Origin of the sequence: Ensifer adhaerens (assembly GCF_001270265.1) — a bacterium.
In the GTDB taxonomy this organism is placed as follows: Bacteria; Pseudomonadota; Alphaproteobacteria; order Rhizobiales; family Rhizobiaceae; genus Ensifer; species Ensifer adhaerens_B.
The window spans coordinates 82,373-94,922 of sequence record NZ_LGAP01000005.1 but is presented as its reverse complement, the minus strand read 5'-3'; the positions used below and the strand labels follow the sequence as shown (position 1 = coordinate 94,922).

Genomic DNA, 12,550 nt, shown 5'->3' with positions numbered 1-12,550 from the left:
TGATGAGAATGTTCAAGGCCGCGGTTTTCGCGGCGTCCTTAATGCTGAGCGTGTCTCCGGCAGCTTTGGCGGAGACACCCGCCGAAGTGCTGGTGGTTGCCCAGAACATCGACGATATCGTCAGCATCGATCCGGCTGAGGCCTATGAGTTTTCGTCCGGCGAATATGTGACGCAGACCTATGACCGTCTGGTGCAATATGATGCGCCTGACGTTCTGAAGCTTGCACCGGGACTTGCCAGCGAATGGACCGCTGACGATGCGGCAAAGACGATCACCTTCACCCTGCGTGACGGCGTGACCTTCTCCTCGGGCAACCCGCTGCGCGGCGAAGATGTCGTCTACTCCTTCAAGCGCGTCGTCGTGCTCAACAAAGCGCCTGCCTTCATCCTGACGCAGCTCGGCTGGACCCCTGAGAACATCGACAAGATGGTGACTGCCGATGGCAACAAGGTCACGATCAAATATGAGGGCGACTTCTCGTCGGCCTTCGTGCTCAACGTGCTGGCGGCACGTCCGGCTTCGGTCGTCGATGCGGAAGCCGTCAAAGCAAATGAAGCCGACGGCGACTATGGCAATGCCTGGCTCAAGGCGAATTCGGCCGGATCCGGCCCGTTCGTGCTGAAGGCCTTCCGCGCCGGCGAACTTCTGAACCTGCAGAGCAACCCGAATTATTTCGGTGGCGCTCCGGCAATCAAGGGCGTGATCATCCGTCACGTCGCAGAAGCCGCAACGCAGCAACTGATGCTTGAAACCGGCGACGTCGACATGGCGAAGAACCTGACGCCCGACCAGGTCGCAAGCCTTGCAGCCAAGGGCGGCATGAAGGTCGAATCCTATCCGCAGGCAGCCGTTCACTTCCTGTCGTTCAACCAGAAGGCCGCAGCGCTGCAGCCGGAAGCCGTCTGGGAAGCAGCCCGCTATCTCGTCGACTACAAGGGCATGACCGGCAGTTTCCTCAAGGGCCAGATGGAGGTCCACCAGGCCTTCTGGCCGAAGGGTTTCCCGGGCTCACTCGACGAAACCCCCTACACGTACGATGTCGAAAAGGCGAAGAAGATCCTCGCTGACGCGGGCATCCAGACGCCGATCAAGGTGACGCTCGACGTCATCAACTCGACGCCGTTCACCGACATGGCACAGTCGCTGCAGGCTTCCTTCGCCGAGGCCGGCATCAACTTCGAGATCATCCCGGGAACCGGCAGCCAGGTCATCACCAAGTACCGCGCCCGTACCCACGAAGCCATGCTGCTCTATTGGGGTCCGGACTTCATGGACCCGCATTCGAACGCCAAGGCCTTCGCCTATAACGAAGACAATGCGGACGACAAGTATCAGTCGACGACCACGTGGCGTAACGGCTGGGCGGTCCCGGCCGAACTCAACGAAGCGACGAAAGCTGCGTTGAAGGAAGCCGATCCGGCCAAGCGCTCGGCGCTCTATGTCGACCTGCAGCGCAAGGTGCAGGAGAAGTCGCCGATCGTGATCACGTTCCAGGCTGCAACGCAGGTTGCAATGAAGGACAAGGTTGAAGGTTACGTCAACGGCGCCACCTCCGACTTCGTCTTCTACCGCCTCGTCAAGAAGGACTGATTCCAGCGCGCGCTCACTTGCGCCAGCGACGGAGCGCGGACATATCAGAACCGTGGGCCACAAGTGGCCCACGGCATGACGGCCGGATCGGGACTACTGCGTAAGCGTTGAGACCGATTTCGCGAATATCGGAGAAGGCGAATAAAATGGCAGATGTGAAGGTACGGACGCGAGAAACAGGCGCAACGGCCACGGTTGGCAAAACCGGCTTCCCGCATGTGACCTCGGTGACGGGTGGTGAACTGGATATCGTGACGGGACCATCGCAGCCCGGCTACGGACCGCTTGATCTCCTCTACGCCTCGCTCGCAAGCTGCCTGGTATTGAGCGCCCGCATTGCCGCTAGCCGCTTTGGCGTGCTCGACCGGCTGACCGAAGTCAGCGCCAAGGTGACGGGCGAGAAAGCCCATGACGAACCGTCACGCATCGCGAAATTCGACATCCTGTTCGATATCAAGGGCGACTTTGACGAGGCGACCCGGCATGCGATCGCCGAGGCTGCCGAAAACGAAATCTGCACCGTCAGCAACACCTTGCGCGGCAACCCGGAATTCACCACCCGATACGCCGATTGATCCGCCTTGCTGCACAATGCCTTACGTCGGAATCGAGTTGAGGCGGAAATTATGCGGCACGTTTAATGGGATTGCAGTGTCCTTAGCGCGTCGTGTTTGACGCGCGGGCGCTGTTTATGTGCAGCCCGACTGCCTCGGACCACTGCTCACTCAGTCCATGAACGGCGCCAATTCCGGGTCGAATTCGACTTCGACGACATTGTTGAACAACGCGGTTGCAACCATGATCCCCGCAAACGCCACGAGGTTGACGAGCGCCGCATTGTCGTAGCGTGCTTTCAACCCATCCCAGATATCTGCGGGTACCGCATTGGAATTGGCGACGATCGCCCGGCCGAAGTCGATCAGCCGCTGTTCGTCTGCCGTCGGTACGAGCGAATGAAAATCGACGCCGGAATTGGCGAAGGCGCGGCGGAAGAAGCCCATGGCGATCGGTGACTGCATCGCCTCGGAGATCGCATGCGAGAGCAACCAGATTGCCCGATCGTCGAGCGCCGGCCGCAACTCCTCCCTCAGCGTGAACCACTCCGCGTAGATCCGGTGCGCTGTCGGCGAATGTAAGAGGGTGCGCTTCATGTTGGTCATCCGCCCACGGACGCGGACCTCCTCGTCATGGGCGGAACGGATAGCGTCGGGCGCGGTGTCGTAATCGATCTGCGGAATATGGCTCACGGTCATGCCTGTGTTTGCGGGGCGCGGGGATGCGCCGATGTCAGATGGTGCTGAGAAGAATGCTCGTCTCGCTGTTGAGCACACCTTCGACGTCGCGGACTTCGCGCAGAATGCGGTCGAAGTCGCTGAGGCTGTTGGCGCGGATTTCGGCCACCATGTCCCAGGCGCCATTGGTGGTGTGGAGAGCATAGAGTTCGGGCAGGCCGCGAAGGAACTTGATGACCTTGGTGGTTGTGCGCCCGCTGACCTCGATCATCATGATCGCACGGATAGCGCGCTGGTCGTAATCCTGGCGCACGCGCAGCGTGAAACCCAGCACCGCACCGGTCTCGAGCAGCCGGTCGATGCGCGTCTGCACCGTCGCCCGTGATATGCCGAGAACCGAGGCGACCTTGGAGTAGGGCGCTCGGCCGTCTTCTCGCAGTAGCGAGATAAGCTGATGGTCAAGATCATCGAAGATATGCATGAAAATCGTATAGCGTAATTGCGCAAATTGCGCAATCTTTCTTCAAATATTACGCAAGTTTAAAATTTCAACTCGCTTCTTGCATGCCTAGGCTGACTTCATCGAATTTCCCGATGGAGTTGGAATCGTGGTTCAGTATGTCGGTGTCGGCAACGTAATCGAGCTGGTCAAATCGATCGGCATTGAAACGTTCCTGTTGGGTCTTGCGGAATATATCGAAGACGATTTCCGCAGGTGGAACGCTTTTGAGAAAACCCCGCGGCTTGCGAGCCATTCGAAGACGGGCGTCATCGAACTGATGCCGACGTCTGACGGCGAGCATTACGGCTTCAAATACGTCAACGGCCACCCGAAGAACCCGAATGTCGGCCTGCAGACGGTCACGGCCTTCGGCGTTCTTTCCGATGTCAGCACGGGTTATCCCTGTCTCGTCTCCGAGATGACGATCATGACCGGTCTGCGCACCGCCGCGACCTCGGCGCTGGCGGCAAAATACCTCGCTCGCCCAGATGCCCGCTCGATGGCGATCATCGGCCTTGGCGCGCAATCTGAATTCCAGGCGCTGGCGTTCCGGGCATTGCTCGGCATCAAGCGTCTGCAGGTTTTCGATATCGATATCGAAGCGGCGGACAAGTTCCAGAAGAACCTCGCCGACATGGATTTCGATATCGTTGTGGCGAAGACCGCCGAAGAGGCTGTTTCCGGAGCCGATATCATCACGACGGTGACAGCCGACAAACGCAACGCGACGATCCTCTCCGACAACATGGTCGGCGCTGGCGTGCACATCAACGCCGTTGGTGGCGATTGCCCCGGTAAAACCGAACTGCAGGGAGATATCCTGCGTCGCGCCGACGTCTTCGTCGAATATCCGGAGCAGACCCGGATCGAAGGCGAAATCCAGCAGATGGCGCCGGACTTCCCGGTAACCGAGCTTTGGCGCGTGATTGTGGGCGAGGCGGAAGGGCGCCGGTCGGGCTCCCAAATCACCATCTTCGATTCCGTCGGCTTTGCCACTGAGGACTTCTCGGCGCTGCGCTTCCTTCGCGACAGGATTCAGGGCACGGCCTTCTACACCGAGCTCGACCTGACAACGCAGCCGGAGCATCCGCGTGACCTCTATGGTCTGTTCAAGCAGCCGGTTGCCGCTGCCCTTGCCGAGCGGAGCGTTGCCTGAAATGAAGAGACTGTCCGTGCAGGCGCCCAAGGGCGTCGTGATGATCCGTCCGCACCATTTCGGCCCGAACCCGATGACGGCCAAGGACAATGCCTTTCAGTCGAACGACGAGGCGCGTCAGCCTTCGGCGATCGCAACGGCTGCTTTCGACGAAGTGACGCGCATGGCTGACGGCCTGTCGGCCGCCGGCGTCGCCGTCCATCTGTTCGAGGACGAGACGATGACGCGTCCGGACTCGGTGTTTCCGAACAACTGGTTCTCCACCCATTCGGGTGGGCACGTGGCGATCTATCCGATGTATTCGGAAAGTCGTCAGAGCGAGCGCCGCTCCGATATCATCGAGATGCTCAAGAACGAGTACCGCGTCCAGGACGTGATCGACTATTCGGGCCTCGAAAAGGACGGCGTCTATCTCGAAGGTACCGGCGCCATGGTGCTCGACCATATCGGTCGCGTGGCCTATGCGGCGCGGTCGAACCGCACCAACGAGGTGGCGCTGGAACGTTTCTGCACCCACTTCAATTTCGAACCGATGGTCTTCGGCGCGGTCGATCGCAACGGCAATTCGATCTACCACACCAATGTGCTGATGTGCATCGGCACCGACTTTGCACTGATTGGCACCAGCATGATCCCCGATGCTGCACGGCGCCAGGAGATCTGCGCGCGGTTGGAAGAAACCGGCCGGCAGGTCATCGACCTCACGATCGATCAGATCGAGAACTTTGCCGGCAACGCGATAGAACTCGATGGTGCCGATGGGCGTGTCGTCGTGATGTCGGCGCGCGCGCTTGCGTCGCTCCGCCCGGATCAGATCAAGGCGCTTGAGGCTTCGGCCCGTGTGCTCGCCTTCGACGTGCCCACCATCGAGCTTGCCGGCGGCTCCGTGCGCTGCATGCTCGCCGGCGTTCATTTGTCGCGCAGAGAACCGGCCGGTACGCAAAAGCTTTACGCCGCCACATCCGATCGATAGAAGCACCTCATCCAAGCCAAAGGTACTACAAATGTCGCAAGCACGCCCCGTCTACAATTTCAACAACATCATCGTCCGTACGCCGTCGACCACCGTCGTCAACGGCCTGCGCGCCGACGATCGTGGCAATCCGACCTATGAGGGCGTGAAGGCCGAGCACGATACCTACATCGCTGCGATGAAGGATGCGGGCGTCAAGGTCACCGTTCTTCCGGCACTCGAAGCCTTCCCGGATTCGATCTTCGTTGAAGATCCGGCGCTGGTCTTCACCGAAGGTGCGATCCTCCTGCGTCCGGGCGCTGCGACCCGCGTCAAGGAAACGATCGAGATCGAGCCGACCCTTCGCGCCATGTTCGAGACGGTTCTCGACCTGCCGGGTAGCGGCCTTGCCGACGGCGGCGACGTGCTGACGACCCGCGAAAGCGTGATGATCGGCCTTTCGGCGCGCACCGACAAGGTCGGTGCGGAAGCGCTGCAGGCCTGCCTCGACAAGCTCGGCCGCAAGAGCGAGATCGTCGCCACCCCTGAAGGCGTGCTGCACTTCAAGACCGATTGCTCGCTGCTCGATGAGGAAACCGTGCTTTCGACCGCTCGTCTCGCCAAGTCGGGCGTGTTCGACCGCTTCAAGCAGGTCATCATTCCGGAAGGCGAAGAGCCGGCGGCCAACGCGCTGCGCGTCAACGATGTCGTCATGGTTGGTTCCGACTTCCCGCGCACGATCGAGATGCTCGACAAGCTCGGCTACAAGGTCGCACCGCTGAAGACCACCGAAATCGGCAAGATCGATGCAGGCCTGTCCTGCATGTCGCTGCGCTGGTTCAGCAACACGCTCTGATCCAAACACATATTCGCGGAGGAAATATCATGAGAACGTTCAAGTCGGCCCTGTTCGCAGGGATCGCCCTTTCCATGGCGGCGAGCGCCGCTTTCGCTGAAGACACGGTGCGTCTGGGCATGACACCTGAGCCATACATGCCCTTCACGCAGGTCAATGCCGGCGGCGAATGGGAAGGCCTTGAGGCCGACCTGTCGCGCGCGCTCTGCGAAAAGATGGCGGTGAAGTGCGACATCAACCAGATGGCATGGGATGGTCTCATTCCCTCGCTGAAGGAAAACAAGGTCGATTTCATCATCGGCGCGTTCTCTATCACCGATGAACGCCGCAAGGTCGTCGATTTCTCGACGCCTTACTACACCGAGGGCACGTCCTTCGTCGGTGCCAAGTCCGACACCAGCGAGATCAAGACGATCGACGCTGCCGATGGCACCGGCCAGATCATCGATCCGGCCAGCGTCGAGGGCAAGATCATCGGCGTCCAGACGTCGAGCGTGCAGTCGGCCTATGTTGCCAAGTATCTGCCGGGCGCCGAGGCGAAGAGCTACGACACCGCCGACAACTCCGTTGCCGATCTCGTCGCCGGCCGCGTTGACTACGTTCTGATCCCGGACCTCTACATCCAGACGTTCCTCAAGTCGCCCGACGGCGCCGACTACGAAGTCAAGGTCGAAGTGCCGAAGAATGCCGTTCTCGGCGAAGGTGTTGCCTATGCCGTGCGCAAGGGTGACGCTGCGACGCTCGAAAAGGTCAATGCCGGTCTCGCCGCTCTCGAAAAGGACGGACAGGTCAAGACGCTCGTCGACAAGTGGATCTTCGGCAAGAAGTAGTCACTGATTTTATCGAGGGCGAGGGGCTGAGCCCCTTCGCCCTCGATTGCCGAACGGACCGCAGCGTCCGGGGCATCATCGTAGCCTTTGGCTGACGACACCAATCGGGAACAGGTAACGACGGATGGACTATTACTGGCAATTGCTTGCCTGGGGCGGCGAGGGCTGGGGCGACGATTTCGCCTGGGGCCTGGTGATGACGCTGCAGGTCTCCGTGGTCGCCTATGCGGTCGCGGTCGTCTTCGGGTTGCTGGGTGCTGCCGGAAAGTTGTCGAAGCACCGCTTGCCGCGGCTGCTGGCCGATATCTACACCACCGTCGTGCGTTCGCTTCCCGAATTACTGGTCATCCTGCTTCTCTATTTCTCGGTGGCAAGCGGTGCTGAGCGGCTGCTGAAGCATTTCGGTCTCGTTGCCGAGACGTTCCAGTTCAGCTCGTTCTGGGCGGCCATCATCGCTCTTGCCTTCGTCTCCGGCGCCTTCATGACGGAAGTGCTGCGTTCGGCCTTCCTTGCTGTTCCGCCGGGACAGATCGAGGCTGCGGTTTCGATCGGCATGCGGCCGCGCAAGGTCTTCACCCGCGTCGTGCTGCCGCAGATGATGCGCCACGCCGTGCCCGGCATGGGCAATCTGTGGCTTTCCATCACCAAGGAAAGCGCCATCATCAGTGTGCTCGGCTCGTTTAGCGAACTGCTCTATACCGGTTACCGCGCTGCCGCTGGCACCAAGCAATACATCTTCTTCTACGGGTTGACGGCCGTCCTGTTCCTTTTGATCACGCTCGTCTCCGCCTTGGTGATCGCTCAGATCGAACGCCGCCTTAACCGGGGGCACCATTGATGGAAACGATCTCCAACGTTATCGGCTTCCTGCCGGCGCTCATCAAGGCAACCCCGCTGACGCTGCTTTTGACGGCCGTTGCCGGCGTCTTCGGCCTGGCCATCGGCACGCTTGTCGCGCTCGCGCGGCTTTCGACCCGCCGCATCCTGTCGATGCCGGCCTATGTCTTCACGTTCGCGTTCCGCGGCACGCCGCTGCTCGTGCAGATCTACCTCGTCTATTATGGCCTCGGACAGGTCCTGCCTGGAACCTGGGTTCGCCACAGCTTCCTGTGGCCCTATCTTCGCGACGGCCTGTGGTATGCGATCTTCGCGCTCAGCCTCAATCAGGCGGCCTACAACGCGGAAGTCATCCGCGGTGCGATCAAGGCGATCCCGGGCGGGCAGATCGAGGCGGCGAAGTCGATCGGCATGCGGTCGTCGCTGATCCTCAGACGCATCACGCTGCCGCAGGCGCTGCGTTCCTGCCTGCCGGTTCTGACGGGTGATCTCATCATCCTGTTGAAGACGACCTCGCTCGCCTCGACGATCACCATTCTCGAGGTCATGGGCACCGCACGTATGCTGCAGCGCCAGTCGCTCTTGATCTTCGAGCCGTTGATCGCGGCCGGCATCATTTATTTCACCGTCGTCTTCATCCTGACGCGGGTGATGAACGTCGTCGAAAAGCGGCTGACCCGCTACCGTACGGCGAAGGCATAAGCACAAGGCGCGCAAGGCGCCACGGGAGGAACGACGATGGTCGCAACCGCACTGTCTGTGAAGAACATCCACAAGAGCTTCGGCTCGGTCGAGGTGCTCAAGGGCGTTTCGTTCGAAGCGAGATCCGGCGATGTCATTTCGCTGATCGGCAGCAGCGGCTCGGGCAAAAGCACGCTGCTGCGCTGCATCAACTATCTCGAGACGCCGGACGAGGGGGAAATCTCGGTGTCGGGCGAAGTGATCCGGACCTTGAAGGGCAAGGACGGCAAGCTCGTTGCCGCAGACAAGCGGCAGCTCGAGCATATCCGCACCCGTCTCGGCATGGTGTTCCAGAGCTTCAATCTCTGGTCGCACAAGACCATCCTCGAAAACATCATCGAAGGTCCGATGCATGTGCTCGGCATGACGCGCAAGGACGCCGTCGGCGAGGCGGAAGTGCTGATGGAGAAGGTCGGCATCACGCCGAAGCGCGATCACTATCCCAACCAGCTTTCGGGCGGCCAGCAGCAACGCGCGGCAATCGCCCGGGCTTTGGCGATGAAGCCCGATGTCATGCTCTTCGACGAGCCGACCTCGGCGCTCGACCCGGAACTCGTCAACGAGGTGCTGCTGGTCATCAAGAAACTGGCGGAGGAGGGGCGCACCATGGTGATGGTGACGCACGAAATGTCGCTGGCGCGGGAGATCTCAAGCGAAGTCATCTTCCTTCACAAGGGGCTCGTCGAGGAACGCGGCGCCCCGTCACAGGTCATGCGCGATCCGAAATCGGCGCGCCTGCGCCAGTTCCTGCAGATGGCCTGAGGAGAGAACCATGCGCGACGCAACCTTGGCGGAATTCCTGCCCGAACTCGTCAACATCCGCCACAAACTGCACGAGATGCCCGAAATCGGCTTGTCCGAAGTGAAGACTTCGGAATTCGTTGCCGGCCTGCTGCAGTCCTGGGGTTTCGAAGTGACACGCGGACTGGCGACGACCGGCATGGTCGCGACGCTGAAGCGCGGCAACAGCAACCGTTCGATCGGTTTTCGCGCTGACATGGATGCGCTGCCGATGCAGGAGGAAACCGGTCTTGCCTATCAAAGCAAGCATCCCGGCGCGATGCATGCCTGTGGCCATGATGGCCACACGAGCATGCTGCTGGGTGCTGCCTGGTTACTGTCGCAGGATGAAAGCTTCAACGGCGCCGTGCATCTGATCTTCCAGCCGGCCGAAGAAAATTTCGGCGGCGGCAAGCTGATGATCGAGGATGGCCTGTTCAAGCGGTTTCCCTGCGAGCGCGTCTTTGCGCTTCACAACTGGCCGGGTCTGCAGGCCGGCACCTTCTCGACGCGTGCGGGCGCCGTGGCCGCGTCGATTGACGTGCTGACGCTGACGATCAAGGGCAAGGGCGGCCATGGGGCGCAGCCGGAACTGACGGTCGATCCCGTCGTCGTCGGCTCCAGCATCGTCATGGCGCTGCAGACGCTCGTGTCGCGCAACGTCTCGCCGCATCAGCCTTCGGTGGTCACCGTCGGCTCGTTCCAATCGGGCTCTGCCTCGAACATCATTCCCGACACGGCCGTGCTGGAGATCAGCATGCGGGCAACCGACCCGGTCGTTCGTAAACAGTTGCAGGAGCGCGTCGAGCAGATCGCCCAGTTCCAGGCGCAGAGTTTCAATGTCGATGTCACCTTCGGCTGGCAGGTCGGCTATCCCGCGACCATCAACAACGCGGATGCGGTCGGTGAGGCGCGCGCCGTGATCATCGAAAAATTCGGCGAGGAGTCGTTTGTCGAACTCGCCCAGCCGCTGATGGGCAGCGAGGACTTTTCTTTCCTGTTGGAAGAGGTTCCCGGCGCCTATGTGCTGATCGGCAATGGTGACTCAAGTGGGCTCCACACGACGCGTTACGACTTCAACGACGACATCCTCGAGCGCGGTGCGATGTATTTCTACCATCTCGCGCGCTCTGCACTGGTGTGACTGGAGGCCTGACGGTCGGCCTTCCGACCGTCAGCTTGCCGGTGCGAGGTCGCCGAAGACCGTCGGGATGAGCTCCGACACCGTCGGGTGAATGTGCATGGCATGGGTGATCGTGGTGTAGGGCTTCTTGGCATACATGACGTCGAGAATGCTCTGAACCGCTTCGTCGCCACCGGTGCCCAGGATCGACGCACCGAGGATTTCCTTGCTGTCGGCGTCGACGACCACTTTCATAAATCCTTCGGTTTCACCCTTCTCGACCGCACGGCCGACGCGGGTCATCGGCCGCCTACCGACGGCGATGTTTCGGCCAGTCTTGCGCGCCTCGGTCTCGCTCATGCCGGCACGCCCGAGCGGCGGATCGATATAGAGCGCATAGGTGGAGATGCGGTCGCTGACGCGCCGCGGCTCGCCGTCAAGCAGGTTGGCAGCCACGATCTCGAAGTCGTTATAGGCAGTGTGGGTGAAGGCGCCGCGCCCGTTGCAGTCGCCCATGGCGAAGATATGCGGCACATTCGTGCACAAGGCGTCGTCAACCTCGACATAGCCGCGCGCATCGGTCTTCACGCCCGCCCTGTCGAGCCCGAGATCGTCGGTGTTTGGGCGGCGTCCGGTCGCAAGCAGCAGATGCGAGCCGATGACCTCGGGCGCGCCGGAGGTACAGTCGACGCCGGCGGCGACATCCGCGCCTTGCCTGGTGAAGCGGATGCATTCGGCATTGAGCCGAAACCGAATGCCCTCCTTCTCAAGGATCGCAAGAACGGCATCGGAGACGTCAGGGTCTTCGCGCGCAATAAGCCTCGGGCCTTTCTCGATCACCGTCACTTCGGAGCCGAAGCGGCGGAACATCTGTGCGAATTCAAGACCGATGTAGCTACCGCCGACGATGACGAGATGCCTGGGAAGAACGTCGAGGTCCAACATCGACACATTGGTGAGGAACGGCACGTCGCCGACACCCGGAAAGTCCGGCGTCGCCGCCCGCCCGCCGGTGTTCAGAAAGATCTGGTCGGCGCTGAGGCTTTGCTCGCCGACCTGGATCGTGTGCGGGTCCTCAAATCGGGCATGGCCTTCAAAGACGGTACAGTTCTCCATCCCCTTGAGCCAGCTTTCGACGCCCGAACGGGCGTCGGTACGCACCTTGTCCTTTCGTGCCATGACGCGCTTGAAATCGACAGAAACCGGGCCGGTCGTCACGCCGAAGTCGGCGCCGCGGCGTGCCATGTGCACGGCGTAGGCGCTCGCGACCATCGCCTTGGTCGGCATGCAGCCGGTGTTGACGCAGGTGCCGCCGAAGAGTTTGCGCTCGACAAGCGCGACCGTCTTGCCCGTAGCGGCCAGACGGCTGGCCAATGATGGTCCCGCCTGGCCAGCGCCGATGATGATGGCGTCGAAATGTTTTGTCATAGCACCGAGGACACCACCCAAAGTGCGAGCAGCACCGCAACGACGTCTTCGAGCAGCGCGATCGGCAGGTCCTTGCCGCCGGTCGCTGCGACAAGCCGCTTGCGCGCCTCATAGCCGCCAAGCGTTCCGATCACTGCGCCGATAATGCCGGCAATCAAGCCGCCGATCAGCGAGCCGCCGGCAGTGCCAAGGACCGCACCGCAGAAACCGCCGCTGACGATGCGTGTGCCGAACTGCTGCGGTACCTTGCGGCTCGGCGTGCTCGGCAACTGGTCGGTGACGAATTCGACCAGGGCCAGGAGCCCGAAGATATAGGGCGTGAACCGGAAGCCCATGAAGGTTGCCCAGGTGCCGGAAAGCGGCAGCCAGCCGGCGGCAGCGGCAATGCTGACGGCAGCAGGTGCTGTCATTGTGCGAAGGCCGGCGACCACGCCAATAAGAAGCGCGAGAAGATAGATCGACATCAATTCCCCGAACGTTCGCCGGGCGCACCCGCGCCGCCAGCCCCCAAGCGGTTCGGA

14 protein-coding genes are annotated in these 12,550 nt (G+C 61.2%); 10 read left to right on the top strand and 4 right to left on the bottom strand.

Features of this window, described 5'->3' with window-relative positions; all coding sequences use genetic code 11:
• Positions 1-2: 2 nt before the first annotated feature.
• Both AC244_RS11805 and AC244_RS11800 read left to right on the top strand, forming a co-directional pair.
• Positions 3-1,592, top strand: coding sequence for an ABC transporter substrate-binding protein (locus AC244_RS11805; RefSeq protein ID WP_053249022.1), 1,590 nt, complete (start codon positions 3-5; stop codon positions 1,590-1,592).
• Positions 1,593-1,738: 146 nt separating this feature from the next.
• Positions 1,739-2,167 carry an OsmC family protein gene (locus AC244_RS11800; RefSeq protein ID WP_053249021.1) on the top strand — a complete coding sequence of 143 codons (429 nt, stop codon included), beginning with the start codon at positions 1,739-1,741 and terminating at the stop codon, positions 2,165-2,167.
• A 150-nt stretch (positions 2,168-2,317) separates the two neighbouring features.
• Here the strand turns inward: AC244_RS11800 and AC244_RS11795 are convergent, their stop codons facing one another.
• On the bottom strand, positions 2,318-2,839 hold the full coding sequence (locus AC244_RS11795; protein WP_053249131.1) for a hypothetical protein: 522 nt from the start codon (positions 2,837-2,839) through the stop codon (positions 2,318-2,320).
• A 40-nt stretch (positions 2,840-2,879) separates the two neighbouring features.
• Positions 2,880-3,305 (bottom strand): Lrp/AsnC family transcriptional regulator, encoded by a 426-nt coding sequence (locus tag AC244_RS11790; RefSeq protein WP_025428636.1) that lies wholly within the window; start codon positions 3,303-3,305, stop codon positions 2,880-2,882.
• A gap of 124 nt (positions 3,306-3,429) precedes the next feature.
• On the opposite strand from AC244_RS11790, the gene AC244_RS11785 reads away from it, so the two are divergent.
• The 8 genes from AC244_RS11785 (at position 3,430) to AC244_RS11750 (ending at position 10,622) form a co-directional block, all read left to right on the top strand.
• On the top strand, positions 3,430-4,482 hold the full coding sequence (locus AC244_RS11785; RefSeq protein ID WP_053249020.1) for an ornithine cyclodeaminase: 1,053 nt from the start codon (positions 3,430-3,432) through the stop codon (positions 4,480-4,482).
• A gap of 1 nt (position 4,483) precedes the next feature.
• Positions 4,484-5,455 carry a citrulline utilization hydrolase CtlX gene (gene ctlX / locus AC244_RS11780; RefSeq protein ID WP_053249019.1) on the top strand — a complete coding sequence of 324 codons (972 nt, stop codon included), beginning with the start codon at positions 4,484-4,486 and terminating at the stop codon, positions 5,453-5,455.
• 31 nt (positions 5,456-5,486) lie between these two features.
• The gene (locus AC244_RS11775; RefSeq protein WP_053249018.1) at positions 5,487-6,290 is read left to right on the top strand and encodes a dimethylarginine dimethylaminohydrolase family protein; all 804 of its coding nucleotides are present in this window, start codon (positions 5,487-5,489) and stop codon (positions 6,288-6,290) included.
• Positions 6,291-6,319: 29 nt separating this feature from the next.
• Complete coding sequence (locus AC244_RS11770) at positions 6,320-7,120, top strand: transporter substrate-binding domain-containing protein (protein WP_053249017.1); 801 nt, start codon at positions 6,320-6,322, stop codon at positions 7,118-7,120.
• Between the two features lie 124 nt (positions 7,121-7,244).
• A complete protein-coding gene (locus AC244_RS11765; RefSeq protein WP_053249016.1) occupies positions 7,245-7,958 on the top strand; it encodes an ABC transporter permease in 714 nt (237 codons plus the stop codon).
• Positions 7,958-8,659, top strand: a complete 702-nt coding sequence (locus AC244_RS11760) for an ABC transporter permease (protein WP_053249015.1) — start codon at positions 7,958-7,960, stop codon at positions 8,657-8,659. Before AC244_RS11765 ends, AC244_RS11760 begins: the two co-directional genes overlap by 1 nt.
• Before the next feature lie 36 nt (positions 8,660-8,695).
• A complete protein-coding gene (locus tag AC244_RS11755; RefSeq protein ID WP_053249014.1) occupies positions 8,696-9,460 on the top strand; it encodes an ABC transporter ATP-binding protein in 765 nt (254 codons plus the stop codon).
• A 10-nt stretch (positions 9,461-9,470) separates the two neighbouring features.
• A complete protein-coding gene (locus AC244_RS11750) occupies positions 9,471-10,622 on the top strand; it encodes a M20 aminoacylase family protein (RefSeq protein ID WP_053249013.1) in 1,152 nt (383 codons plus the stop codon).
• 30 nt (positions 10,623-10,652) lie between these two features.
• Here the strand turns inward: AC244_RS11750 and AC244_RS11745 are convergent, their stop codons facing one another.
• Both AC244_RS11745 and AC244_RS11740 read right to left on the bottom strand, forming a co-directional pair.
• On the bottom strand, positions 10,653-12,029 hold the full coding sequence (locus tag AC244_RS11745; protein WP_053249012.1) for an FAD-containing oxidoreductase: 1,377 nt from the start codon (positions 12,027-12,029) through the stop codon (positions 10,653-10,655).
• The gene (locus AC244_RS11740; protein ID WP_053249011.1) at positions 12,026-12,493 is read right to left on the bottom strand and encodes a hypothetical protein; all 468 of its coding nucleotides are present in this window, start codon (positions 12,491-12,493) and stop codon (positions 12,026-12,028) included. Before AC244_RS11740 ends, AC244_RS11745 begins: the two co-directional genes overlap by 4 nt.
• Between the last annotated feature and the right edge of the window lie 57 nt (positions 12,494-12,550).